Genomic DNA, 26,073 nt, shown 5'->3' with positions numbered 1-26,073 from the left:
AGCAATACTCGGGTTTGCATCAGGCTGATATGAAACTTTGCTTAGTGTTACTGATACTGCTGTTTGTCACGCTGCCGGCGCAGGCCGATAACGCCTGGCAGGCCTGGCGTGAGGGTAAAGCGCTGCTGCTCATGCGTCATACCTTAGCGCCCGGCAGCGGCGATCCGGCCGGTTTTGTGTTGGAAGATTGCAGTACCCAGCGTAATTTAAATAACGAAGGCCAGCAGCAGGCAAAACGCTGGGGCAAGCTGCTGCGCCAGCAGCATAATGGTGAAATCACTGTTTATAGCAGCCAGTGGTGCCGCTGTTTGGATACCGCCCGACTGATGGATTTGACAACACCCACGCCTTTGCCGGTGCTTAATTCATTTTTTGCCGGCCGTGGCGATGGCGACAAACAAACACAAGCGTTAATGCAGCAATTTGCCATTGCTCAGACGGCACAACCGACAGTACTGGTTACCCATCAGGTTAACTTTACTGCCCTTACCGGTATTTTCCCGCGCTCAGGCGAAGCCGCTATTCTCGCCTTACCGTTGACACAACCGGCTACGGTGCTGGCGCGGATAAACACACCCTGATACAAATCGACATACCCCACACATACGCTTCAGGCTATGCTATAGCCAATTTTCAAAACCGTAGATGCAACTGATGACAAACCCCATATCAAACAACACAGCACTTTTACGCTTCGGAGGCCTTGCTGCTATTGGTATGGCACTTTGCTATGTTGCCATCGCGGTTATTTTCTTTGCCATGTTGTCGATGCCGCAAGGGCTGGATACTGCTGGTAAAATCCAGTATGTGCAGCAGCACCATCTGCTGGTAGCCAGCGGCTATGGTATTGGCTACCTGTTGTTTGGTGTGCTGCTGGCGATAGTGCTACAGGCGTTACAACGGGTGTTCGCTAACACCTCATCAGCAGTGGCAGCGCTGGCGGAGCGCTTTGGTAATGTCTGGCTGGTACTGATGATGGCATCTGGTATGGTGGCGCTAATTGGCCTGCAGATGGTATTTCGCTTAATGGAAACTGATCCACAGCAAGCAATAGCGCTTTATAACACTCGCAACATGCTGACCGAAGCCTTAGGGGGTGGCATTGAGCTGGCCGGCGGCTTGTGGGTATTGCTGTTAAGCATCAGCGGCTTACAACAACACCGTTTAGGTAAAGGATTACACGTGCTGGGGCTGGTAGTGGGTGCACTGGGTATACTAACCGTTATGCATAGCCTGCCTTATCTGAAAGATGCGTTTGGCATTACCCAGTTAATCTGGTTTATCTGGCTAGGCATTAGCCTACTGCGCGCCACGAAAGCCTGATACATCACATATAAAGAAAACGCCGCTTTCGCGGCGTTCTTTTAGGCTGGTTCAGCTTCGGTTTCTGCGGAGTCCGGCTGCAGTTCCTGCTGCAGCGGCTGGCAGATTATCCAGTCTTTTTCATCGACCCAGTTTTGTGCGCCGCCGGCGACGGTACGGATAGGCACGATATAACGGCAGCTGGTTTGCGGTTTCACCGACGCGAAAATCGGCACAAAGCCAAAGCTGAGTGCAGTTTCAATAATAGCCTGCTGGTTATGCGGGTCGATATCTGCCGCTTCGTCGATATAAATCGGGATACGGTATTTACCGCGCTCGCGCTCGGCCAGCAGCTGGCGGATAAACAACATGCCGCACAGCAGCTTAATGGTAATACGGGTACCGTTAGAGCCGGCCGAGTCTATCTTGTCGAAGTACTCTTCTTCACCGGCGCGGTTGACCACTTTAAAGCGGATATCGAATAAGTCCGACAGCGTTAGGCCGCCTTTCTCACTGGCTGCCTGCACTAAATAATCACGAGCGGCATTAATATCGCGCTCGGCCATGGTATTACCGGCCAGCAAATCAAAGGTATCGCCCTGCTCGTAGGCTTCTGAAGTGCTTAAAATGGTATCGATATGACCGACCAACAACTTGCGATCGACTATCTCTATCTTAAAGTCTTTTAAGTTAGAGATTTGCTGGCGCCAGATACCACGGTTAAAGCTGTTCAGCTCGCGGTGCAGCCGGTTTAAGTCGTTACGCAGACCTTTTAAGGTTGATGCCACTTCGGTCAGCGCTACCCGGGCCCGGCGCTCTATCGCCTCGCGCTCTTTATCCAGATGATGGAAGGCCTCTATCAGTTTCTGGTACTTCAGCTCAGTATCACTTTCGGTTTCAAACTTGGTGATGCCGGCGTTGTAGATAAACTGATAGGTGTTAGCGATATTCATCTCAGTTAGGCGCAGCTCCTGACAGTCTTTGTTAAAACTGCGGATACTGTCAGCTAAGTTGTCAAAATCCAGCACTATATCAATCATATAAGGCGTAACACGGCCGCTGTACAGCTCCAGCTCGTGGTCGCGCCGTTCGCGTTTTTCCTGATCGATGCGCTCTTTTTGCCGCTTTAACTGCTCCAGTTTGTTATTGAGCAAATTGCGCCGATCAGACTGATTAGCCAGCTTATGCTGCACCTCATCCAGCTGACCTTGTACGCTGGCTTCTTCCTCTTCCAGCGCCGCCTGTAACTGCTGCTGATCATCCAGCAGCTGCTGCATTTGCTGGTAACGGCTGAAGTCTTTTACATCCTGCTCGGCTTGTAACATATCCTGATACAGCCGCTCTTTTTCGCGGGTTTTTCCGGCTAAATCGGCTGCTACTTCAATCTGCTGCGTCAGTGTATGCAGGCTTTGCTCTAAAGCATCTATTTGTTGCTTAATTTGCAGCTTATCTTCGGCGCTGGTCATATCCGGCGCACTGTGCAGTGGCGCTAAATCGATAACGGCACCCGGCAAATGTGCTTTGCCGCCTTTAATACAATCGGCCAGTTGCTCCAGCAGGTTGCTAAAGGCACTGTCGTCAGTGATCTCGACTTCGCCGCCTTTAGCGGTAGATAGCGATAACAGATCCGGGTTTAACAGCTTAGTGATGTGCTGTACTTCCGGCAGGCTTAAATCTTCACGCAGCCTTGAATACAGGTTGTATTCGAGGTTTTTCAGCTGCAGTTTGGCGCTTTTATGCTGTTTCTGCGTTTGGCTTAGCTGGTGCTGCAAAGTGGCCAGATTAACGTTACTGGCGCCCTGTAAACTGTGGCTTAAGCGCTCGTAGTCACTACGGATATTACCTAGGTTAGTCGCCAGCTGCTCGCTGCTGGCGAGTTCAAAGCGGCTATGCAGCGCATCGTATTGGTTAAACCACTGGCTAAGCTCAAGCTGACGGTTGCCCAAGTCTTTAATCTGGCCGACAAATAAACGCTGGCGCTCTTCTAACTGCTGCTTTTCGCTGAGTAAATCTTCCAGCTGTACGCTAAGCTCGCTGGTTTGGTCGTCAAAGTGCTGCTGATAGTCGTTTAACGCGATATCGAGCTTAGGCGCAAAGGCGGCCAGTTTACCTTTGTATACTGCGCGCGCATCCAGCATATGCTCCAGTGCGGTCACGCCTTCTTGCTGGCTTTCCAGTGCTTTTAGCTCGCGCCGGTCGCGGTTAACCTTTTCAAAGGCACCATGCCAAACGGCGTAAAAGTCGACTTTAGGGTCACCCAAATGGCGGGCAAATACCGGCAGTAATAAGCGTTTCACGTCCTGCGCGGTCAGCTTATGCAGATTCAGAATACGACGGAAAATATCTTTATACACCGGCGCATCCGAGACATTATTCAGCGGGATCATGCGCAGATTAATGCGACTATCGTACGGTGTGGCACCGCCGGTGAGCATGGCGTTCAGCTCGGACGGTTTCAGCTCTATCGGATCCAGGCCCTTCTCGCGCAGCACATGGTCGAGCTTGTTGTATTTCACTATGCTGTTGCCGGCGATAAAGTGGTCTAACTCCAGTGCGCCCTGATAGCAAAAATACTGGTACTTGTAGCCGGCAATTTTACCCAGACCCGCCACGCCAATGACTACTTTGCCATCGGGCAGATTGGCTTCCAGCAGGATATAGCTTTGATCCGAGCCAAAGTAAAACTTACGTGTTTCATCTAAGTCGTGGCCGTCCCACTCGGTTAAACGTAAATCGTTAATCAGCGGGAACTGCAGCGCATTAATCACCGAGCTTTTACCGGTATTATTCGGCGCACATATCGAGGCGGCATGATCAAGTGGAATGACGCATTTGGCATAACCGGCGGTATTTAACAGCGCCAGTTTAGTCAGGCCATACAGCTGCTCAGACATCGCTTATCTCCTCAGTAGCCGGGGTATCAACCAATAACACTGTATCGCTGGAGGCCGGCGCTACGCCATCGTCCAGCTGCAATAAGGCATCTAAGTAACGGTGCACCGGTGAGAGCAGCTTAATATTGTCGCCACTTTGCCGCGCTAAACCTAAGCGCAGCATCCGGTTGGCCACTTCGCGTTTTACATCGGTGGCGCTAAAGATATCCAGCTGTTCAAACAGGTGATATTGTTTTTGCACTATGGCCGCGAACACCTCGTGGTCCAATTCGGTATCAAACAGCGCTTGTAGCGGATCGCGACCCTGATCGGCAAAATATTCCACCAGCGCATAAATGGTCAGCGCAAACAAACGGGAAATTTTGCCCATATTGGCGCTGGCATCATCAACATCAAAATAGAAAAAGCCCCGGCTATCACGCTTTAGCGTATTTCCCAGGCCGGAAAACAGTGCACTGTAGGCGTCTTCCTGCGCGTCCAGCTCTTGCCACAGTGCGACATCCTGCTCGCTGATATGGTAGCCGGCACTGAGTTTTTTATAGATCTCGGCCAGCTGTGTCAGCACGGTTAAATCAAGTTGCATCGGCCTTAGCCTCCTGCGCAAACGGGTAAAGGGTTAACTTATGCTGCTGTAATGTCAGTTCAATGGCGTGGCTGCGATGTTCAAGTGCCAGCCCCTCTTCGCGGCTTAATGCCTGATACAGATACAGCAGTTCATCTAAGGCTAAATTCGGGTAGTTATCGTCCAGCCAGCGCGCCAGGTTAGTAATAGCGCCGCTAGTGCGCGCTCTGCTTAGCACGCTGTCGTAATCGGGCAGCTGTAAGTTCGGTGCCACGCGCTCGTCTTGTTGGGTCGGCAGCTGGTATTCAGCTTGCTGGTAGTTGGCAAGTTCGGCCATATAGCTGGTCAGCTGATTAGCACTGCCCAGCGAGAAACGCTGTGAATCCGAGGCGATTACCACCGGCAGCTGGCTTAGCGTGAGATCAATGCCTTTTTTGCGCATTAAGCCCAGCACGGCACTGGCGTTACGCGCTAACAAGGTGTTTTTACGCAGCTCTTCGCGCAGCGGCATTAACGCATCGGCGCTACGGCTTAGGCTTTCACGGCCAATCTGGTTCATATCCAGCAAGCGGGTGCGCAGCTGCAGCAACAGCTCTTTTTCATGGCTTAGCCCGCCGCTGATGTCCAACGCGCTGATTTGCTTGCTAAGCAGCGCCTCTAAACTGGCAATGGTGGCCTGAAACGGGCCTTTGATATCAATCAGCTGCAGCATCGGCTCAATGTAATCATCAAAGGCTTCCATTACCGCGCTATAACGGCGCGCTAAGGATAAATTGCGCTCATCGGCCTTGGCCTTATCAACCAGGTTTAAAATGGCGGTTTCGTTTTTGCCAAAATGCTTTACCACCTCGCGGATGCGCTCGTCCATCTGCCAGATAAAGCGCTTTAGCTCGCTGGCATCACGGCCTTTAGCCGCCAGCTCCAGTTTACGCGCCAGCCGGTTTAGCTCATGAATACGGCTTTGAATATCCTCGGCCATACCCAGGTTATGCTCCTGCAGCAGATATTCGGCAAATTCCAGCACGGCGCGGTTCAGTTCCAGCTGGCTGGATTTGGCCAGCGGAATAAACACCTCAGCCTGTAGCAGGCGCTGCGCTTCTTTGTATATTTGCTCACTGCTGTACGCCGGGTTAAAGCGCTTTATCAGCGCCTGCACATCCTGAAAGCTGAAACTGCCCAGGTTACTGCGGCCAATTAAAGCTTCCAGCACCTGCCAGTGTTCATCCAGGCATTTTAAAATTTTACGCGGGGATATCATGCGCGGTTAAGCGTTCCTGCTTGCTGCAATAAAAAGGCTATTATCCACGGTTTGGCGCTAAACGCCAGCGTGCGAGTCGGCCGTACTAATCAGCGCTGCGCCGGCAGTTTCATTAATAAGTTGTTCGCGCAGTGCCGGCTCAGCATCCTGTGGCAGGCTGATGCTTAGCCTTACCTTGTCGCTGTAACTAACATTATCCAGCACTGCGTTGTATTGCTGCAGTAACTGCCGTAAGCGTGCTTCAAAGGCGAAACTGACAACTATAGTCAGCTCGACACTGGGGCTGATCAGACGCAGCCGGGCTTTGCCCGCCGCCTGCGATACCGCATTGGAATAGGCCCGCACTAAACCACCGGCGCCCAGTTTAACGCCGCCAAAATAACGCACCACCACCGCCAGGCAGTTACCCAGCTCGCGCTCGGTGAGTACATGCAGCATAGGTTTACCGGCCGTGCCGCCTGGCTCGCCATCATCACTAAAAGCCTGGGTTTGTGGCTGGCGGGTATTGCCGATGATATAAGCCCAGCAGACATGGTTGGCATCGGCGTAGCGCGCACGGTAATGCGCCACCCAGGCCATGGCGTTGTCGCGGCTGTCGATGGGGTGTAAAAAGGTAAGAAACTCGCTGTTTTTCTCCAGCAGCAGGTGCTCTGCCGGGGCCGCAAGGATACTGTACTGCGTCATAATCCGCCTGACCGCTTAGCTCAGGAGGCGAAGCTTAGCCGATTACGCGTTAAAATAACACAGGCCGCAGCAGCGGCCTGTGAGCAGCGAGAATAAGACTCGCAACTAATCGCCGCTGGCGGCTGGCTGCCCTGTGTCTTCACTGGCGGCCACTTCGCCGGGCTGGTTACCCTGCTGCTCATCTGAGCGCTGCAACGCCAGCCAGTCGATAGCCTGCAGCTGCTCAAACTGGCTTTGGCTAAGTTCAAACCAGTGGTTGATATCGTTACGGCGGATAAGCGCCATATCGTCCTGCTTGACCAGCTGATACTGATAATCGCGGGCACTGCTGCGCACCTTAAGCTCAGTAATATCGCTGCTAAGCGGCGCTTTATCCGCCCGCTTCAGCACAGATAATGAGCTGAGCTTCGCCACCAGCGCACGGGCTGCTGCGCTATCCGCACTGTGGCTTTCGCCATTAAGCGTTAGCTGCCAGGTCTCGCCCTGCCGGCTTAAGCTGTTGTCGCCCTGGGCGATGCGCTCGACCACCGGCAAGCGCAGTAACTGCTTATCCAGCCAGGCGCTCTCGTCCACGCTGAGCTCAAAGCGGTTAAGCGCTGCTTTGTAGATAGCCTCGTCGTCATCGGTGCGGACATACAGCTGACGAAACGCCGGGCTATCACCCAGATACAGCGTGTGCAGCACGTTGTCGCCCTGTTTTAGCACCAGCTTTTGCTCAAACTTATCCTCAGCCACACTAAAGCGGCTTTGCGCCTCAGCACTTTGCGCTACCGGCCAGCCGGTTTTCAGCGCCGTTAACTCACGCAGCAGGTTATCCAGCTTGCTGTGGCTGACCGGCAGGCCGCCCGTTAGCTGCCAGTTATCACCCTGTTTCGTCAGCGTCAGCATGCCATCCTTACTGCTAAGCTCCAGGCGGTCGGCGGCCGACAGCTGTGGCAATAGTGGCTCCGTCACAATGTCATCATGACTGCTGCTAACCAGCCACAGTGCCAACAGCAACTGGGCGATAAGCAGCACAGTTAAATTACGCATTAAAGGTGTCATATCGCCTCCTGTTTAGTCTGCCAGTTGTTTCAGCCAGGCCAGCTGGCGCCGTTTTTGCAGGCTGCGCTGCAGCACAATCAGCCCCGCCAGCAGCAGCAAGGCCAGGCCATAGTTCAGGTATTCCCAGAACTGCTGGCTGCCCTCATCCATTGGCATTAGCGTGCGGTTAAACTGGCCGCGGGCGCGGATACTGGTCAGCGCCGCATCATCCAGCGCCCAGTCCAGCGTATTGGCAATCAGCTGCAGCGCGGCTATGTCCTGCACACCATTGGCGGCACCGCTGAGCTGCAGCGCGGTGTCGCTGATAAAGTCGTTTGAACTGAGCACAATTAAGCGCGCTGACGAAGGCGAACGGCTGAGTACCGACGAGACATTGAGCGTTGGCTCGTCAGCGGCAGCATCTTCGTTTGCGTCATCAGCCGCCGCCTCATTAGCAGCCGCTAACAGCGGCGAGTCTTTACCGGCAAAGTAGGAGCTAAATTCGCCCTCTACCACAGCGCCCAGCAGATAAGACTGCAGCTCGCCTTCTGGTGTAAAACTCAGCTCGCCATAGTGATCCAGCGGCGGCAGCACTTGCGTACTGTCTGACAGCCAGGCACGGCCGGAGCTGTGAATAAGCTCTGTGACCTTACGCGCGCTGTTTTTCCCGCTATCAATACTTAGCGGCGATGCCCAGCTCAGCGTCAGTTGCTGCAGGCCGGCGGTGGCCGGATGCTCAGTATTTAAGCCGCTCTGGCGCACATCGATAAAGTAGGGGTAATCCAGCATCCGCACTTCCTGCACGCGAAAGCCGCCCAGATCGCGCGTCACCGGCAGTGGCAGGGCGGCACTTTGTTTATCCAGCACTAAGGTGTTTTGCTGGTTGATGCCATGATGCGCCAGCCAGTCAGCCAGGCCCGATTGCACTGTTTTCAGGTTCAGGCTACGGCCGCTAAAGTCAGCACTGTATGGCGAGCTGGCCAGCAATACGGTGCCGCCCTGCATTAAAAACTGATCAACGGCAAACAGTGCCTTGTCATCCAGCTTATCCGGCGCGGCCAGCAGCAGAATGTCGGCATCGCTGGCAACGCTGCCATCGCTCAGATCTTCGGTTTTCACATTTAGCTCATCGCCAAGGTACTGCTGCAACTGGCTAAAGCTGACACCGCCACCGTAAGGGTTGGCCGCCGGTGCCACTAAGGCCACGGTTTTGCGATAACCACTGGCAAAGCGTTTTACTGCCGCGCTGAAGTTACGCTCAAAGCTGTCGGCCGAGAAATCGTCCAGCGGAATTTGCACCAGCTGCTCACCATCCCCGAGCAGTAAATGGAAGTAAAACGGGTTAGGGTCCAGTAAACCGGTCACCAGCGGGCTGATGCCGTAGTCGTTGGCCAACTGCTGTGCCAGCTCGCCGCCGTTGGCATCCGGATCCAGCGTCTGGCGCTGTAGTTTATCGCCAGCCTCATTTGCCAGTTTATCCAGCACGCTGTTGATATCAGCAGCGAACTGCTGCAACTGCGCGGGCAACTTGCTGCTATCTGACAAGTAGGCGGTAAAAGTAAGGGGTTTATTTACCGCCGCAAAGAGCTCACCACCGGCCTGGTAGCCCTGCATCACGCTACGGATAGTACGGGTAATATCCAGCTCCGGGTTGCGCAGCTGCACGTTAAGCTCGGCCTCGCCGCCTGATTTCACTTCAATCAGATCGCGAAAGCCCAGCACTTTATATTCGCTGCCGTATTGCACCAGCACATTAAAGTAACTGCTGACAATCGACGACTGATAGCGGTCGGCCACCTGAAACGGCACCGGCTCGATACCAAACTCCTGATTGGCCTGCTTTTCTGCCTCAGCAGAGCTTAACGGGTCAACCAGTTCCAGCTTAATACGGCCTTTGCCGGCAATTTCGTATTCGCGCAATAAATCACTCAGTTGCGGCACTAAGGGCGCCAGCAGCGGGTGGGTTTTACTGCTGAAATAACCGCGCAGCAGCAACGGCTCCTGTAATTGTGCCAGCTGCTGTTTGCTGGCCTCTGACAAGGTAAATTGTTGGCCGGCGGTGCTGTCAAAGCGCAGCGCGGATAACTGCCCCAGCCATAAATTCAGCGCCAGCGCATTGACGATCATCAGGCTGGCCGCCCACTGCCAGCGTTTGGCCGTGTTACTGCGCTGCTCACTCCAGCGGCCGCGCTCCAGCGCCCAGCAGTTCAGTGTTAAAAACACCAGGGTTAAGCTGACAAAATACAGTAAATCACGCGCATCCAGCATGCCGCGGCTAATGGCATCAAAGCGGCCTGAGGTCGACACTAAGCTTAACCACTGGCTGATATTCTGGCCAAACAAACTGGTAATCACATTGCTGCCCACTAAGTAAAATACGCCACACAGCAGCACCGCCAGCAACAGCGCCACTATCGGGTTGTCGCTGCGCGCCGAGGCGTAAAGGCCTATCGCCAGATACAGCATACCCAGCAGCAAGGTCGCCAGATAACCGGCCCACACCGGGCCCCAGTCCAGCTCACCCAGCATAGATACGGTAAAGGGCAGTGGTAAGGTCAACAGCAGCGCCAGTAACAGCAGCAGGCTACAGCCAATAAATTTACCCAGCACAAACTGCCACAGCGGCGTGCTTTGGGTCAGCACATGCTCCAGGGTGCCGCTTCGGCGCTCTTCACTCCACTGCCGCATGGTTAAGCTGCTGGCAAGGAAAATCAGCAGCAGCGGCATCGCATTAAACAGCGGCCGCACATCGGCAATATTGCGGGCAAAAAACGCTTCGCCCCAGAAAAACATAAACAGCACCACCGCCAAAAAGCCACCTAAAAACAGGTAACTGACCGGTGAGGCGAAAAACAGGCTGATTTCTTTTTGCGCGATACGCCACAGCATGGTGCGGGCGTGTTGGGTGTTATCAGGCTGCATCTTGCACCTCCGTGTTGCTGTTTAACTGGCGGAACACCGTTTCCAGATCGCGCTGCTCGATAAACAGCTGGCTTAAGCTGGCGTTGGCGTGAAACACCGCTTGTGCTGTCGCCTGGCACACTGCTTTCAGATCGTGCTGAGTATCGTTAAGTGTTAAGCGATACTGGCCATCGGCAAGCTGGCTGATCTCCAGGCCGGCAACAGCCGGCGCCAAAGCCTCGCGCAATGCGGACAAGCTAATAGTACTGTGCAGTTGCACGCTATTGCTTTGGCGCAGCGTGCTTAAGCTGCTATCGAGCACCAGTTCACCGGCGCGCAGCATTAGCACCTGGCTACAAAGCGCATCCACTTCCTGCATAATGTGGGTCGATAAAATCACGGTGGCGTCTTTGGCCAACTGACGGATTAAATTACGCATCGCTTCGGTTTGCGCCGGATCCAGGCCATTGGTCGGCTCATCTAAGATCAGCAATTTCGGCCGGCTGAGTATCGCCTGCGCCACACCAACCCGCTGTTTAAAACCGCGCGATAAGGTCGCAATCGGCGCCAGCAGTTTAGCGGCAATGTCGGTGGCAGCGATGGCGTAACGGATGGCTGCGGTTTTCGCGCTGCCGCTTAAGCCCTTTAACGTGGCAGCGTAATCCAGATAGTCGGCCACTGTCATATCCGGGTACAGTGGCAGGCTTTCCGGCAAGTAGCCAATTTGCGCCTGTATCGCCGCGCGGTCCACCGCCATGTCAGCACCGTTTAAGCTAATGCTGCCGCTATCGGCGTCTAAATAGCCGGTCAGCATTTTCATAATGGTGGTTTTACCGGCACCGTTGTGGCCCAACAGGCCGACAATTTCACCGGGTTTGATAGTAAAGCTGACGTTATTCACCGCCAGCATAGCGCCATAACGACGCGTTAAATGGGATACCTGTAGCATGATTAATTCTCCGCAGCATGGTTAGTTTTGGTTAGATAGGTGCGAAAAATCAGGTGGCGGCATCGCCACGCAGCGGGGCTGGATACGCTGAAACATTGTTTTTACCTTCCTCTTTGGTTGCCGGGGACATTCCCGTAAAAACAGTGTGTTAGTGCAAAGCCTGTTGTATATAAGGCCGCTTGCTAAGAATTCAAGCAGCGAAAAAAGTTCCTTATTTTGCGCTAGCTCAGCAGGCTGTGATAGCCCTGAGCACTTGACATTTGTTAACAACAGCATTATAAACGCGAACCATTCTCATTATATTTCACACTTATAAAGGTTGGTTATGTCTGTACTGCCCCGCTTTACCCCATCACGCCTCGCTTTAGCATGGTTAGTTTGCAGCCCACTGTTACAGGCCAACGATGATGCCATTGAGCATATTCAGGTTAATGCTACGCGCAGCAGTGCGCCGGTCAGCACAGTGCCGGCCACCATTACCGTGATTACGCAGGAGCAAATTGCCAGCCAACTGGCCTTTACTCAGGACATTTCGGCCATTTTGGGTAACCTGTTACCGGGGTTTTCTCCCAGCCGGCAAAAGCTGACCTCGGCCGGTGAAACACTGCGTGGCCGTGAACCGCTGTATATGATTGACGGCGTACCGCAGTCTAACCCGCTGCGTAACGGCTCGCGTGATGGCAAAACCATAGACCCGGCGATGATAGAGCGCATTGAAGTGATCCGCGGTGCTAATGCGATTCAGGGTATGGGTGCCAGCGGCGGCATTATTAACATTGTCACCAAGTCGGCCGCGGAAAACCGCCATCAGCTTAGCGCCGGCTTTACCACACCTACCGCCGGCGGCAGCGACAGCCAAAGCTATAAAGCCAGCTATCTGCATAGCTATCAGCAACAGGGCTTTGCTGTGGTGGCCGGCGTTTCGGCCAGCGATACCGGCATGTACCGCGATGGCAATGGCGATCTTATCGGTGTCGATGGCACTCAGGGCGATACGATGGACTCGCGCAGTATCGATGTGTTTGTTAAAGCGCGCCAGCAACTGAGCGGGCATGAAAGCCTGCAGCTGATGGTAAACCACTTTAAATTACGCGGTAACGGCAACTATGTGCAGATCCCGGGCAACGTGACCACGGGCACGCCGGCCACATCTGAACGCGGCGACACTGAAGGTATGGCACCGCAAAATAAGGTGACTACCGCCACGCTGGACTACCAGCATCAGGCGGTGTTGGGCGGCAGTTTAAGCTGGCAGCTGTTTTTACAGGACTTTGCCGCGCTATACGGCGGTGGCCGTTTTGCTGTGTTTCAGGATCCGGCATTGGGCGAAAACTTCTACGATCAGTCGCAGAATAAATCGACCAAGTATGGCAGCCGCTTAACCTGGTTTAAACCTAATCTGGCCCTGAGCGGCTTGGATTTAAGTACCGGAGCCGACTGGCTGCAGGATGAAACCTATCAGGAACTGGCACTGAGTGGCCGTAACTGGGTGCCGCAAGCTGAGTTTACCAATCTGGCACCTTTTGCCCAGCTACGTTACAGCGCATTGCAGAACTTTACCTTTAGCCTGGGTGGCCGCTACGAATACGGTAAGCTGAAGGTAGACGATTTTACTACGCTGGCGGCTTACGACAGCACCTTTGTCGAAGGTGGTGAACCGGATTTTAACGAGCTGCTGAGCAACGCCGGCGTAGTATGGCAATTTCACCCTGAGGTGCGGCTGTATGTCAGCTACAGCGAAGGCTTTAGTATGCCGGATGTGGGCCGGGTATTGCGTGATATCAGCACGCCGGGCTTATCAGTCGACAGCTTTCTAACGCTGCAGCCGGTGCTGTCGGACAATCTGGAACTGGGCATTGAATTCAGCTTTGATAACTGGCAACTGCGTGCCAGTGCCTACCGCTCTGATTCCGACTTGGGCATGCGTTTGCAAGCCGATGCCGATGGCATTTACAGTGTAATGCGGGAGAAAACCGAAATTGATGGCATTGAAGCCGAAGGCCAGTATTACTTCGGCACGGATAGCCAGATCGGTTTTAGCTATGCCCGTACCCATGGTCAGTTTGATAATGATGGTGATGGCCGAACCGAAACCGACTTAGGCGGTGTAAATATCGCACCGGAACGGTTAAACCTGTACTGGCAGCAATTGTGGTTACCACAGCTTAGCAGTCGCCTGCAGGCCAATATTCTGTTCAGTCATACGCTGAATACCGGTGAGCAGTTTGACGGTTATACCACGCTGGATTTCAGCAGCAGCTATGACAGTGCTTATGGTCGCTGGACGCTGGGTATCGAGAATCTGACCGATAAACAGTACTTTACCTACTATGCGCAAAGTACGCCGGCCAATGGCCGTTACTTTGCCGGTATTGGCCGCACACTAAACTTAAGCTGGAGCCATAGCTTTTAAAATGAGCTTCACCGCGTCACGGCTGCATCGCTACCTCAGCTGGCTGCTTGGCATCTGGCTGGTATCGCTGTGCGTTAGCGGCGCGGTGTTACTGTATAAAAACCCGCTACTGCGCTGGCAATACCCGCAATTGCAGCAGGTTCAGGCTGTGGCGGAGATCAGCCATTGGGGGCCGCTGTTAAACCAATTACAGCAAAACCCAGAGTTTCGTTATGTGAAATTTCCTGCGGCCGATGCGCTCTGGCTGGAGGCCGTCACATTCGATAACCAGCGCCACTATTACAATGAACAGCATCAGTTGCTGTTAAGCCGCCAGGTGCATAGCGACTGGCTGGATTGGCTGTACGACTTTCATCTGCATTTGCTTGGCGGCGCAACAGGCCATACCGCCAACGGCTTTATCGGTCTGCTGAGCCTGGTGTTATTACTCAGCGGCCTGTGGCAATGGTGGCCGCGCCGCTTTAGCCGCCGCTTATTTCGTCTGCCAAAACCCGACAACAGTCTGCGTAGCCTGCGCCAATACCACAGTGTGTTGGCGCTACTGTTATTACCATTACTGCTGTTAACCAGTGCCACCGGCGCTATGATGGTGTTTAGCCAGCAAACACAAAGTGTACTGCACGCCCTGTTTCCGCCGGCGGCACCGGCGCCAAAGCCGGTGCGCAGCATTGCGCCGGTACCGCTTAGCGCCACTAACTGGACAGCAGCCTTGCAAAGTGCCCGGCAGCACTGGCCAACACAGGCACTACGGCTGGTTAGCTTGCGGCAACACGACAGCGAGCCGATTAGCTTTCGGGCTAAGGCTGGCAACGAGTGGCATCCGAATGGTCGTGGCGTGTTGCAGCTTAATCCGCGGGATAACAGCCTGTTATACGCTGTAGCAGCGGCAGAGCTGGCAACGGCCGAACGGCTGCGCAATAGCTTTTACCCGCTGCATATCGCCGCAGTGGGCGGCACTTTGTACCAGCTGGCGTTGCTGCTAACCGGCGTGCTTAGCCTGGCGTTATTTGTTCTGGGCCTGCTGTTTAGCTGGCGCCGGCTTAAGGCTCGTTCAGCTCGTTGTGGTGTTTGCTAAATACCGGTATCGTCAGTTGCCATTTAATCGCCGCTAAACGCAGTAACAGCAGGGCGACCATGCCAGCTAGCATGGCCGGTAACTGGCTAACACCCAGCGCCAGCAGGCCGGTATAGACCACGCCACCAAAGATACAGGTTACCGCGTACAGCTCGCCGCGAAACACCATCGGCACTTCACGGCACAACACATCGCGGATCATGCCGCCACAGACGCCACTCATGGTGCCCAGCAATATTGCCACCATGGTCGAGGTACCGTAATCCAGCGCTTTTTGCGTGCCCATAATGACAAAAAACGCCAGCCCCAACGCATCGAAAAATTGCAAGGTGTTGTGCGGTATGGTTAAGCGGTTACGCACCAGCAAAATGGTGCCGATAGCGGCGATAAAAATAGCGTAAAAGTAGCTGTTGTTGTTGATCCAGATCACCGGCGCATTAAGGATTAAATCGCGCAGCGTGCCACCACCAATGGCGGTAACACTGGCCAGCACGATCACGCCAAAGCCATCCATCTGGTTACGCCAGGCTGCCAGGGTGCCAGAGATGGCAAATACCGCTATACCGAGTAAATCGAACCAGTGAAAGTAGCTTTCCATACCTGCTGCCCTGCCATGCTCAGGCGGCCAAAGTAGCAGGCTTTACCGCCAGCGTAAATAGGCGCTGCAGCGAGAAAAAAGCCGATATTGTTACTATCCGCGCCAAGCCGTGCTGTGTTAACATTTTGCCGTTTTATTAACAAACTATCTTGAAGGAACAACATGAAGAAGTCAGTGATCGCGCTTATCGTGGTAGCCGCCGCGGCCGGCGGTGGCGTATTGTTCGCCAATATGCAGGCTGAAAACGCCATTAAGCAACAATTTGAGCAAGCCAACCAGAGCTACCGCGATTTGGCCGGTGCTGGCGAAATGCCAGAGATTAGCCTGAGCTACGGCGATATTTCGGCTAATGTACTGACCTCCAGCTACAGCATCAGCGGCCTGACGGTTGATCTTGGTGAGCTGGGTACTGTGGTGACTGTCGACCTGATCACCGCCCAGGGCTTAAAGCCTAATGGCTTAGCCGACAAAGGCAGCATGCAGATGGTAGGCGCCAAAGCCGCACCGGCGGTGCTGCAAATGTTACCGCCGCACAGCAGCGCCTTTTTGCAAAGCCTGGCCCTGCATGGCGACTACAGCTACCAGTACCAGGACGACGGCCAGCTGCTGTTTAGCCAGCAAACCCGTATTAATGACGAATTTAGCCTAAGCTACAACTTTACCCTGGCGCAAATGCAGCAATTTTGGCAATACGCCAAAGACTTCAGCGCCCTAAGCGCCGAGCAGCAACAGGAACTGACCAGCAGTGATGCCTATGTTGAGCAAATGATGGCCAAACTGCTAACCGGCGCCCTTAGCAATGGCAGCATTGTTATTGAAAACAAAGGTTTTATTGAGCGTACGCTGGCGATGACCGCCGAGCAGCAGCAAACACCGGATTTCGCCACTGTGCAAGGCCTGGCGCTGGCGAATATCGCCGCCCTGCCGCAAGTGCCCGCCGAGATGAAGCAAAGCCTGACCGATTTTGTCAGCAAGCCAGAAAAGCTGACGTTAAGCTTTGGCTTTAGCGAGCCGCTGCAGTTTGCCAAAGCACAAAGCGGCGAGCTGGCCGAGCATATGGTTAGCCCGGAAGCGATGATTAAGTTTGCCAACATAACACTGCAGGCAAACTAAGCAACAACCTGTGTTTACCCCAAGGGCCAGTTAATGCTGGCCTTTTTGCTTTTTACCCTAACAGGCAAATAGCAGCGGCCAAGGCTAAACAAAGGCTATCCAGCGGCCACTCGTCAGAATAGCAAGCCATAGCATCATTGAGATACCGGCGGTTACTTTTAGCAACAAGGTAGCTGGCTGCCCGGCCAACAAAGCACGCCAGGCCGTCAAACTATGCACCACAGCCGCATTAAGCAGCGCCAGACTAATAAGTGCCAGCTTTAACAAAAAAGCATTGTTGGCCAGATAATGTGCCGGCTGTACGCTAAATAACAGCAAGCCACTAAGTACTGCCAGCATCAGCCCGCCCGCCGCCACCCGGCTGAGCAAAGATGCCAGCTCGCTAAGGCGGCTGCGTTTAATGATATTTAACAGGCGCAAGTCCAGTGTAACAATGCTGCCAACCAGCAATGCCAGGCCCAGAATATGCACTGCAGATAGCAGCGGGTAACCGATAACTGACTGACGTAGTGCCGAGGCGACAGCAGACTCGGCCAGGCTTAGTAATAAAGCCTCAAACACTGCCGCCTAATCCTGTTGCAGCAACTGCGGGTAAAAGGTGTATTGTTTATTATTGATAGTAGCGCGCACCGCTTTAATAATGCGCTCATCTTTATTGGCCGAGCGATGGCCACGGATCAGCACCGTATCGCCGGCTTTGGCTTCACCTTCGACAAAACCCGCTGCCAGCGTTTGGCGCGGATTACCCAAATCGACCTGCCAGCGGCCGGTATCGGTTTCAATCATCAACCGCGGGTGCGGCGGGCCAATATAGACCTCGGTAATAGTACCCGTCATCTCAGTTTGCTGCTTTTCAGTCCAATCCCAACCATGATGGGCGTTGGCATCCGGCAGCCATAACAAAGTCAGCAAAAATGCGCTGATTACAGACTTCACTAAATGTTTGCTTAACATAGGTATTCCCCGTTGCTTCGATAAACAGGCATTAAGTATACAAAGCAGGCAGCATATTGCCATGTTGCTACAAGCGGTGCCGGCATGGCAAAACAACAGCGGGCGGGTTATGCCGGGTTATCACCGGACTGCACCGGAATATCAAAGTGCAGAACCTCTTCACGTAACCCAAGTTTGCTATACAGCGCAATGGCCGGCTTGTCTTCTTCGCCGGTATCAGCCTGAACAAAAATGACATAGGCGCCCCGATCAGCCGCCACGGTTTTTAGCTTCTCAATCAATGCCGTCGCTATTCCCGTTCTCCGGTATTTTGATGCTACGGCAAGGTCGTATATATAGATCTCACTGCGCTCTTGCTCGAACTTTTTCAGCTCGTAGGCGGCAAGTCCACCGACAACATCTATGCCTTCCAGCGCAACCAGCGCTATAAAGGAGTCACCGCAGAGCAAAGCTTTCAGATAGTCTGCACTTGGGCGTTTTTTAGTATAGGTGGGCATGTCGTTAAACGCTTCGCCGAAGCAAGTCGACAAAGCCTTCATCAGACCGATGTCATTTGACGTAAGTTGGCGAATTTCTACTGGCATCGACAGCTCCGCAGCGCAGCGTGGGCAGTCCAGTGGAGGCCACGCCGTTTGTGGCCGGAACGAAATTAAGCAATTTGTTAGAGTTCACTTACTAATTTACTCCCCGCCCAACTTTTTATAAGGCTAATTTGCTCTTGCGACAAGCATCGCTTTGGTAAAGGCGCTATACCGTCAATCGCACCAACAAGTAGAAACGCATCTTCTATATCAACAACCTTGCCAATGCCTGACCATTGCATCTGAATACTTCCTGATTTTGATTTACGCTCGAAGCCATCTTCGGTAAAAACAAACTGGCAAGTACCCTCAGTTATTGATTTAAACATGAAAATACAAAAGCAAATCGGATGCGAAAAAAACTTAAAGTGCCACTTTGTAACTGCAGGGTAGCCCAGCTCATGCAACATAACCGCCTCTACTATCGACTTGTATTCAGTGTATGTATAGCGAATTACGGTTGAAAACATTTGTGAACTCTAACACCCGGCTCTGGGGCTGCATGGAGCGCAGCGTAATGCAGTCCCTAGCAGCCGATTGTTATGCCTTTACCTCTGATCTTTGGCTTCTTGTGTTTCAAGAAGCTCTTTGACAAAGCATGTTTTGATTATCTTACCAAATGGAATTCTAGTTCTTACATTTGGAGCATCATCAATTGGTAGTGTCGCCTGGGCACTTACTACGCCAACCAACCTTCCATTCTCGATTACAGGACCACCACTGTTTCCTGGATATATGCTCATATCACACCAATAAAACGGTAATTGAGCATGCAACATAGATACTTTGCCCCATGAAAAGACGGGTAATGATAAATGGCTCGAAGACCAGTGTGCTGATGCGGGGTGTTGGCTAATTTGCCCTAATAGAGCTGTCGCGCTAGGAAAGCCTACTGTAAACACTTCTGCACCTTCGGAAGAAGGGCCATCTTCAATTAGGTCTGAAGGAATTGGACTATACCCCAAAGCAATCAGCTCATCGGCAAACCGTTCATCACGCTGATCCAGTGAAACAAGAGCCAAATCCAAATCGGGAGAAGAAAATGTGTATGGCACGGTAAACGATGCACCAGCACCCAGATTCATCAAAAACTCTCGACGGCCCGAATCACTTCCTGACATCACTTCATCGAGGGAGGGAACTCTAAAGACGATGTTAAAGATATTATTAAGCGCCCTTTCATTGGCAGAAGATAGAATATGTCCTCTTGAATGCTCCGGCCATCCCTCGGCTCTCTGTATCTCTTCTTCTAACTCTCTCTTTGCCGAATGTTCATCAAATAGAACGTGTCTAGCTGTTAGTAGATATCGCCTTTGATTGTGAGAAATGAATAAAGCTGTACCATGAAATCTTAAATCTCGACTCCTTCCTGAAATTTCTTGCCCGAACTCTTCTTGCGATATTTCGCCGCTATCGAGTTTTTTCCGTAGCTCATCCATTCTCTTAATTCGGTCATAGAAATGTTCGCTATCGGTCGCGCACTCTAAGTGAATTACTGCTTTTTTCCATTCTTCATTCATTGCTCATTTCCCTATAGGGGCATAACGCCCAAATTCAGCGCGGAAATCCGCGAAGCAGACTGACATCGCAGCAAGCGCTTTTTTCTGACGATAAAATTTGATTGTTAGACAACGAGAATGTCTTATTTAAAATCATGATTTTAGTAACCACGGACTAAATAAAAGAATAAGCATACTGCCCCCACTAAAAGCATCCATAAGACAACTGGGCCATAGTTACCTTTTTGCGCTTCCGACGCCAGATAGGCATTGAATTCCTTTTTACTCTGACTTCGCCCGTATGCTGAACCAGTATTATGTTGCCCTAGCGGGGTTGAGCCAGTACTAACATATTCTTTCGCTGCGGCTAGAGAAGGTAGTGGCCCTAAATCAGCTTTTCCTTCTGCAGCGACAACATACCAACTTGAACCCTCTTTGATGATGAAACGACCATCACTTACAGCATATTGGCCTGCTTGAATTCTTGTAACGGAAACCATCGGCTGCTCCTTTTGTCTAACGCCCGCCACAAACGCGAGCAACTTGTTGATAGTCGAGCCGCGAAGCGGCGTTTTTAATGGCGCTTGTAAGAACAGCCCTACAGATACTTGTTATAAACCTCAATTAAGCTATTCGACATCTTGTGCTTTTGATCCAAAATGTAGGCTATCGCCAATAGATTACCGTCCAATCTCATTTCACTTTCAAGACTTTCTAGTTTTACATAGTCATTAACGGTCTTATCCTCTACAAGAGAATATATTCGCACTGGTAACTTGTTGTTTCTAATCAATGAAGCAATAGAATCATCAGGTGCAAAATTAATTTCCGTCACATCATGCTCAGGTGGTGTGACACATAAAAGTGAGCCATTCGGCAGTTTTACGACCGCATGGGCATTTAGCTTAAAAACAATCTTGCCTAACTGTGAGAACACCCAACCCAGTTGAATTTCTCCCTGGTTCGATTCCAAGTATCGCATTACATTGTTATAGCAATGCAACTTTTTACCATCACTAATTGCTGATATTCCAACTTTTTCCACAGATTCAATATCAATAGATTTTAGAAAGCCGAATGGAAGTTCACTTGGAATATGATATTTCAACATCGGTTCTCTAACATTTTATTCTTGAACATGCTTACCTCATTAATTCCCGCATGGGGGACGGAAACTTATAATCCATTGAAAAATAAACACAAATCTTCAACTTCTATTTTCACGATTTGGAAAAACAAGCATGCGTTATATTTCCAAAGTCCTCTGCCTTAAGTCCCTAATGTATAGCAGGTCGCCAACGCGAATAGTAGGATAAAAAACACCTCAGGGCAGGTATGCCGCTGAGGTGTTTTCGTTAATTGTCAGCTCGTTAGATCGCAGCTGAGAAAGCTTTAATGTTATCCCAACCAGGGTTGGCTGGCTTTGCGGCTTTGCTCGTAGTCGGCAATTTGCGGGTTTAGCTGCTCGCTGCTGCCGATAAAATCCAGCCCGGATAACAGCCGCTGTTTAATATCGGCGTCGATATTAAAGCCCATTGCCGCGTTATTGCCAAACAGTATCTCCTGGCTTTGTAAGTCAATTTGCCACTGCTGTGGGCCCTGGGCGCAGCGGTTAAACAGCAGCTCGATATTGGTTTTGCTTAACTGAATTAACAACATGGCGTTATTGACACTGTTATTAAAGAAAATATCGGCAAAGCTTTCCGCGATAATCACATTAAAGCCATACTGCTTAATGGCCCAGGGCGCGTGTTCGCGGCTGGAGCCACAGCCAAAGTTCTCCCGTGTCAGCAAAATACTGGCGCCCTGATATTCGGGTTTATTCACGACAAAATCCGGGTTTGGCTTGCCATCGGCTAAATAACGCCAGTCGTAAAACATCGCCTGTGCAAAACCATCGCGGCTGACGCTGGTTAAAAACTGCTTTGGGATGATCTGGTCGGTATCGACGTTGTTTTTATCCAGCGGGCAGACTAAGCCCTGTGCAAAAATCTGGCTCATGCTTTCTCTCCCTCTGTTGTCGCGGCGATATTAACAAACTTACCGGCGATAGCGGCGGCGGCTGCCATCGCCGGGCTCACCAGATGCGTGCGGGCACCGCGGCCCTGGCGGCCTTCAAAGTTGCGGTTTGAGGTAGAAGCGCAGCGCTGGCCAGCCTCAACGCGGTCATCATTCATGCCTAAACACATGCTGCAGCCCGGTTCACGCCACTCAAAACCGGCGTCTTTAAAAATGCCGGCTAAGCCTTCTGCTTCGGCCTGACGTTTTACCACGCCCGAGCCTGGCACCACTAAAGCGCGCACGCCGGCAGCGACTTTTTTCCCCTGCACCACAGCGGCGGCGGCGCGTAAGTCTTCAATCCGGCTATTGGTGCAGCTACCAATAAACACCACATCGACTTTACAGTCGGTCAGCTTTTGCCCCGGCTGCAGCCCCATATAAGCCAGCGCTCTTTCTGCTGCATCACGTTTGCTGGCATCAGTAAAGCTATCCGGTGAGGGTACGCTCTGATCGACAGCGATCACCTGCTCCGGGTTAGTGCCCCAGGTAATTTGCGGCGTAATAGCAGCGGCATCAATTTCTACTACCTGATCAAACACCGCATCGGCATCCGAATACAGGCTTTGCCAGTAGGCCACGGCCGCATCCCAATGCTCCGCTTTTGGCGCATGCGCCTTGCCTTTAATGTAATCAAAGGTGGTTTGGTCCGGCGCTATCAGGCCGGCTTTGGCACCCATTTCAATGCTCATATTGCACAGCGTCATCCGCCCTTCCATGCTCATAGCGCGGATGGCACTGCCGCAAAACTCCGCCACATAACCATTGCCGCCGGCAGTACCTAACTTGCCAATTACCGCCAAAATCACATCTTTTGGCGTCACATGGGCGCTTAATTCGCCATTTATCTCTACTTTTAACGTTTTCGCCTGCTGCTGCGGCAGCGTTTGTGTCGCCAGCACGTGCTCAACCTCTGAGGTACCAATACCAAAGGCCAGCGCGCCGAAAGCACCGTGGGTCGAGGTGTGCGAGTCGCCACAGACGATAATCATGCCCGGCTGGGTTAAGCCCTGCTCCGGGCCAATCACATGCACTATGCCCTGATCGGGGTGGGTTAAATCCAGCAGCGGAATGCGGTTTTCGGCGCAATTGGCCGCTAACGCCTCCAACTGTTTGCGCGAGGTGTCACCGGCGGCGTCTAAACTGCGGCGCTGCGTTGAAACGTTATGATCCATGGTGGCAAAGGTTAAATCGGGCCGGCGTACTTTACGGCCCGCCAGTTTTAAACCGGAAAACGCCTGCGGTGAGGTGACCTCATGAATTAAGTGCCGGTCAACGTACAACAAATCGGTGCTGGGGTTTAATTTCCCCACCACATGGCTGGCGTAAATTTTCTGATATAAGGTTTTGGCTGAATAATTAGGGGCCATTAGTTTTGCTCCTGGCGCAAGGTGGCAACAATAGCTGCGCCTACCGCAGCGGTGCCATAAGTCGATTTCGGATTGATATCGCGCGTGACGATGTGCTGCGCTAAGCAGTGCTGCACCGCCTGCTCGATAGCGCGGGCGGCGTCTTCTTCGCCAAAGCTGTATCTAAGCATTAAAGCGGCACTTAAAATTTGTGCAATCGGGTTAGCAATGCCTTTGCCGGCAATATCCGGCGCGCTGCCGCCGGCCGGCTCGTACAGGCCAAAGCCGCTGCCATTTAAGCTGGCCGATGGCAGCAAACCTAAGCTACCGGCGATAGCGGCAATTTCATCAGATAAAATATCGCCAAACAGGTTGTCGCACAAAAGCACATCAAACTGCTGCGGGCTGCGGATCAGCTGCATAGCAGCATTGTCGATATACATATGCTCCAGCGTCACGCCGGGGTAGTCTTGCGCTACCCGCTCCACCGTTTCGCGCCACAAAATACTGGTTTGCAGCACATTGGCTTTATCAATAGAAGTGACTTTATTGCTGCGCTTGGTGGCAGCGTCAAACGCCACCCGGGCAATACGCTCAATCTCACGCACGCTGTAGCGCTGGGTGTCAAAGGCGTCTGTCTCAGTGCGGCCCTTCTCGCCAAAATAAATACCCCCGGTCAGCTCGCGCACGCACAGTACATCCATACCCTGGCTGCTCACGCGTGGGTGCAGTGGCGATAACTCGGCAAAGGCCGGATAAATCTGGCCGGGGCGTAAATTACAAAATAAATCGAAGGTTTTTCTAAGGGGCAACAAAGAGCCGCGCTCGGGCTGTTTATCCGGCGCCTGGCCGGTCCATTTGGGCCCGCCGACCGAGCCAAATAAGATAGCATCGCTTTGTTTGCACAGCTCCAGTGTGGCAGCGGGCAGCGGCTCGCCGCTGGCGTCCAGCGCGGCGCCGCCAACTAACGCCGGTGTTAAGGTTAAGCCAAACTGAAATTTATCGGCCACCACCTGCAGCACTTTTTCCGCCTCGGCCATCACTTCGGGCCCAATACCATCACCGGCTAATACCGCCACCTTATAATGCTTGTTGCTCTGTGTACTCATGACTATTCCCCTGCGGCAATTTTGTTGGTGTTCTGACGGGCGTGTTTATGGGCGTCGATGGTTTGCGCCCGCTGGATCATATTCAGCACATGCACATAGGCCAGTACCGAGCTGCGCACTATGTCGGTGGCTAAACCGGCACCATGAAAGCGGCGGCCTTCGTGCTCGGCAATAATATCGACCTGGCCCAGCGCATCTTCGCCACTGCCTTTAGCCTGTAAGTTAAAATCAACCATCTTGATAGCCAGCTTGCTGATACGGGCGATGGCGCTAAAGGCCGCTTCTACCGGGCCATTGCCGGTAGCGGCTTCGGTAAACACTTTATCGCCGCAGCGCAGGCCGACGGTAGCGCTGGCCACATGGCCGGTATGGGTGGATGAGCTTAAAAACTCCAGCGCGTAGTAGTCATTTTGCTCCTGCATGTTTTCAAAAAACACCAGCGCTTCTAAGTCGTAGTCGAACACCCGGCCTTTTTGGTCGGCCAGCGCGACAAAGGCTTTGTACACCGCTTCTAAGTCATAATCGCTGCTGGTGTAGCCCAGTTCCGCCAGGCGATGCTGGATAACATGCCGGCCCGAGCGCGAGGTTAAATTCAGCTCGTTCTGGCGGATACCGACTTGCTCCGGCGCCATAATTTCGTAAGTGTTTTGCGCTTTTAACACACCATCCTGATGAATGCCGGAGCTGTGGGCAAAGGCGTTTTCACCGACGATGGCTTTGTTCGGCTGGATCGGCATATTGCAAATCTGGCTAACCAAATGCGAACTGCGGTAAATCTCGGTGGTTTTAATATCGGTATACAACGGCGCTAACACGTCTTTACGGGTATTGATAATCATCGCCACTTCTTCCAGCGAGCAGTTACCGGCGCGCTCACCTATACCGTTTACTGTACACTCAATCTGCCGCGCTCCGGCCTGTATCGCGCTGATGCTGTTAGCCACCGCTAAGCCCAAATCATTATGGCAATGCACACTTAAGCGGGCTTTGTCGATATTCGGCACTTTGTTGCGCAAGGTGCTGATAATGGCCGCAAATTCGTTTGGTATCGTATAGCCGACGGTATCCGGAATATTAATGGTGGTGGCGCCGGCAGCAATGGCGCGCTCGACTATCCAGCATAAGTCATCAATCGGCGTGCGGCCGGCGTCTTCACAGGAGAACTCGATATCATCGGTATAACGGCTGGCCAGTTTAATGGCGGCGACTGCCTGCTCGCTGGCCTGGGCCAGGGTTTTGCGCAGTTTGTACTGTAAATGCAGCGGCGAAGTGGCGATAAAGGTATGAATACGCTGCTGCTCGGCGTCTTTTAACGCTTCACCACAGGCTTCGATATCGGCCGCTACCGCGCGCGCCAGGCCGCAAATAACCGGGCCTTTAACTTCGCGCGCGATGCGCTGCACTGAGTCAAAATCGCCGGGGCTGGAGACCGGAAAGCCCACTTCCATTACATCGACATTCAGCCGCGCTATCGCATGCGCCAGCTGAATTTTTTGTTTCTGGCTTAAGCTGGCGCGCAGTGCCTGCTCGCCGTCACGTAAGGTGGTGTCAAAGATCCAGATTTTGTTATCGCCGCTCATCTTGTCTGTCCTGTTCCGTTAGTCGGTCGGTGGCAACTTTGGGCGGGGCTTAAAATGCAAAAAACCCCGGCCAGTGGCACGGGGTTTTGCAATATTGGTTTCGTTACGTTTTTACCAATAAGCGACACCCCGCGCGCCGGTGAGGAGCACGAGGAGGCTAATGGTAGAAAC

At 52.7% G+C, this 26,073-nt stretch carries 24 protein-coding genes; 5 read left to right on the top strand and 19 right to left on the bottom strand.

The genetic code is table 11. The features are described 5' to 3' along the window. The first annotated feature begins 29 nt into the window (after nt 1–29). Together RNAN_RS08310 and RNAN_RS08305 are read left to right on the top strand one after the other, a co-directional pair. Nucleotides 30–581: a histidine phosphatase family protein gene (locus RNAN_RS08310; RefSeq protein ID WP_040551899.1), complete on the top strand. Its 552-nt coding sequence runs from the start codon at nt 30–32 to the stop codon at nt 579–581. Between the two features lie 73 nt (nt 582–654). Next, on the top strand, nt 655–1,323 hold the full coding sequence (locus tag RNAN_RS08305; protein WP_040551920.1) for a hypothetical protein: 669 nt from the start codon (nt 655–657) through the stop codon (nt 1,321–1,323). A gap of 41 nt (nt 1,324–1,364) precedes the next feature. On the opposite strand, the gene RNAN_RS08300 is transcribed toward RNAN_RS08305, so the two are convergent. The 7 genes from RNAN_RS08300 to RNAN_RS08270 form a co-directional block, all read right to left on the bottom strand. Beyond that, nucleotides 1,365–4,196 carry an Mks condensin complex protein MksF gene (locus RNAN_RS08300; RefSeq protein WP_008220686.1) on the bottom strand — a complete coding sequence of 944 codons (2,832 nt, stop codon included), beginning with the start codon at nt 4,194–4,196 and terminating at the stop codon, nt 1,365–1,367. Then, nucleotides 4,189–4,779: a condensin complex protein MksE gene (locus RNAN_RS08295; RefSeq protein WP_008220684.1), complete on the bottom strand. Its 591-nt coding sequence runs from the start codon at nt 4,777–4,779 to the stop codon at nt 4,189–4,191. The genes RNAN_RS08300 and RNAN_RS08295 overlap by 8 nt, the downstream gene beginning before the upstream one ends. Then, on the bottom strand, nt 4,769–6,016 hold the full coding sequence (locus tag RNAN_RS08290) for an MksB family condensin complex protein (RefSeq protein ID WP_008220682.1): 1,248 nt from the start codon (nt 6,014–6,016) through the stop codon (nt 4,769–4,771). The genes RNAN_RS08295 and RNAN_RS08290 overlap by 11 nt, the downstream gene beginning before the upstream one ends. 57 nt (nt 6,017–6,073) lie before the next feature. Next, nucleotides 6,074–6,700, bottom strand: a complete 627-nt coding sequence (locus RNAN_RS08285) for an IMPACT family protein (RefSeq protein ID WP_008220680.1) — start codon at nt 6,698–6,700, stop codon at nt 6,074–6,076. Nucleotides 6,701–6,805: 105 nt separating this feature from the next. Then, nucleotides 6,806–7,744, bottom strand: coding sequence for a DUF4340 domain-containing protein (locus tag RNAN_RS08280; RefSeq protein WP_008220677.1), 939 nt, complete (start codon nt 7,742–7,744; stop codon nt 6,806–6,808). A 12-nt stretch (nt 7,745–7,756) separates the two neighbouring features. After that, entirely contained in the window at nt 7,757–10,645 is a 2,889-nt protein-coding gene (locus tag RNAN_RS08275; RefSeq protein ID WP_008220675.1) for a Gldg family protein, read from the bottom strand. After that, the gene (locus tag RNAN_RS08270; protein WP_008220673.1) at nt 10,635–11,573 is read right to left on the bottom strand and encodes an ABC transporter ATP-binding protein; all 939 of its coding nucleotides are present in this window, start codon (nt 11,571–11,573) and stop codon (nt 10,635–10,637) included. The genes RNAN_RS08275 and RNAN_RS08270 overlap by 11 nt, the downstream gene beginning before the upstream one ends. A gap of 325 nt (nt 11,574–11,898) precedes the next feature. On the opposite strand from RNAN_RS08270, the gene RNAN_RS08265 reads away from it, so the two are divergent. Next, nucleotides 11,899–13,986: a TonB-dependent receptor gene (locus tag RNAN_RS08265; RefSeq protein WP_008220671.1), complete on the top strand. Its 2,088-nt coding sequence runs from the start codon at nt 11,899–11,901 to the stop codon at nt 13,984–13,986. A 1-nt stretch (nt 13,987) separates the two neighbouring features. After that, on the top strand, nt 13,988–15,061 hold the full coding sequence (locus tag RNAN_RS08260; RefSeq protein WP_008220670.1) for a PepSY-associated TM helix domain-containing protein: 1,074 nt from the start codon (nt 13,988–13,990) through the stop codon (nt 15,059–15,061). On the opposite strand, the gene RNAN_RS08255 is transcribed toward RNAN_RS08260, so the two are convergent. Then, nucleotides 15,027–15,659, bottom strand: coding sequence for a trimeric intracellular cation channel family protein (locus RNAN_RS08255; protein ID WP_008220668.1), 633 nt, complete (start codon nt 15,657–15,659; stop codon nt 15,027–15,029). The two genes, RNAN_RS08260 and RNAN_RS08255, sit on opposite strands and share 35 nt — an antisense overlap. A gap of 162 nt (nt 15,660–15,821) precedes the next feature. Here RNAN_RS08255 and RNAN_RS08250 point away from each other — a divergent pair, with 162 nt between their 5' ends. Continuing rightward, on the top strand, nt 15,822–16,772 hold the full coding sequence (locus RNAN_RS08250; protein WP_008220663.1) for an aq_1923 C-terminal domain: 951 nt from the start codon (nt 15,822–15,824) through the stop codon (nt 16,770–16,772). Between the two features lie 84 nt (nt 16,773–16,856). On the opposite strand, the gene RNAN_RS08245 is transcribed toward RNAN_RS08250, so the two are convergent. The 11 genes from RNAN_RS08245 to leuA form a co-directional block, all read right to left on the bottom strand. Then, complete coding sequence (locus RNAN_RS08245) at nt 16,857–17,333, bottom strand: DUF6644 family protein (RefSeq protein WP_008220661.1); 477 nt, start codon at nt 17,331–17,333, stop codon at nt 16,857–16,859. A 6-nt stretch (nt 17,334–17,339) separates the two neighbouring features. Continuing rightward, nucleotides 17,340–17,726, bottom strand: a complete 387-nt coding sequence (locus tag RNAN_RS08240) for a DUF6152 family protein (protein WP_008220658.1) — start codon at nt 17,724–17,726, stop codon at nt 17,340–17,342. Nucleotides 17,727–17,833: 107 nt separating this feature from the next. Beyond that, a complete protein-coding gene (locus RNAN_RS08235) occupies nt 17,834–18,310 on the bottom strand; it encodes an AAC(3)-I family aminoglycoside N-acetyltransferase (protein ID WP_008220656.1) in 477 nt (158 codons plus the stop codon). Nucleotides 18,311–18,387: 77 nt separating this feature from the next. Then, nucleotides 18,388–18,717 carry a YcxB family protein gene (locus tag RNAN_RS08230; RefSeq protein ID WP_148275688.1) on the bottom strand — a complete coding sequence of 110 codons (330 nt, stop codon included), beginning with the start codon at nt 18,715–18,717 and terminating at the stop codon, nt 18,388–18,390. A gap of 138 nt (nt 18,718–18,855) precedes the next feature. Beyond that, nucleotides 18,856–19,827, bottom strand: coding sequence for a trypsin-like serine peptidase (locus RNAN_RS08225; protein ID WP_008220653.1), 972 nt, complete (start codon nt 19,825–19,827; stop codon nt 18,856–18,858). Nucleotides 19,828–19,967: 140 nt separating this feature from the next. Next, nucleotides 19,968–20,306, bottom strand: a complete 339-nt coding sequence (locus tag RNAN_RS08220; protein ID WP_052027271.1) for a hypothetical protein — start codon at nt 20,304–20,306, stop codon at nt 19,968–19,970. Between the two features lie 98 nt (nt 20,307–20,404). Next, the gene (locus RNAN_RS08215) at nt 20,405–20,917 is read right to left on the bottom strand and encodes a hypothetical protein (RefSeq protein WP_040551897.1); all 513 of its coding nucleotides are present in this window, start codon (nt 20,915–20,917) and stop codon (nt 20,405–20,407) included. Nucleotides 20,918–21,204: 287 nt separating this feature from the next. Then, complete coding sequence (leuD, locus tag RNAN_RS08210) at nt 21,205–21,807, bottom strand: 3-isopropylmalate dehydratase small subunit (RefSeq protein ID WP_008220651.1); 603 nt, start codon at nt 21,805–21,807, stop codon at nt 21,205–21,207. Then, the gene (gene leuC, locus RNAN_RS08205; protein WP_008220649.1) at nt 21,804–23,234 is read right to left on the bottom strand and encodes a 3-isopropylmalate dehydratase large subunit; all 1,431 of its coding nucleotides are present in this window, start codon (nt 23,232–23,234) and stop codon (nt 21,804–21,806) included. The genes leuD and leuC overlap by 4 nt, the downstream gene beginning before the upstream one ends. After that, nucleotides 23,234–24,322, bottom strand: coding sequence for a 3-isopropylmalate dehydrogenase (gene leuB / locus RNAN_RS08200; protein ID WP_008220646.1), 1,089 nt, complete (start codon nt 24,320–24,322; stop codon nt 23,234–23,236). The genes leuC and leuB overlap by 1 nt, the downstream gene beginning before the upstream one ends. A gap of 2 nt (nt 24,323–24,324) precedes the next feature. Next, entirely contained in the window at nt 24,325–25,902 is a 1,578-nt protein-coding gene (gene leuA, locus RNAN_RS08195; protein ID WP_008220644.1) for a 2-isopropylmalate synthase, read from the bottom strand. Between the last annotated feature and the right edge of the window lie 171 nt (nt 25,903–26,073).

Source organism: Rheinheimera nanhaiensis E407-8 (assembly GCF_000296695.1).
In the GTDB taxonomy this organism is placed as follows: domain Bacteria; phylum Pseudomonadota; class Gammaproteobacteria; order Enterobacterales; family Alteromonadaceae; genus Alishewanella; species Alishewanella nanhaiensis.
Note: the sequence above shows the minus strand (reverse complement) of the source record. Positions and strands in the feature narration are given on the sequence as shown.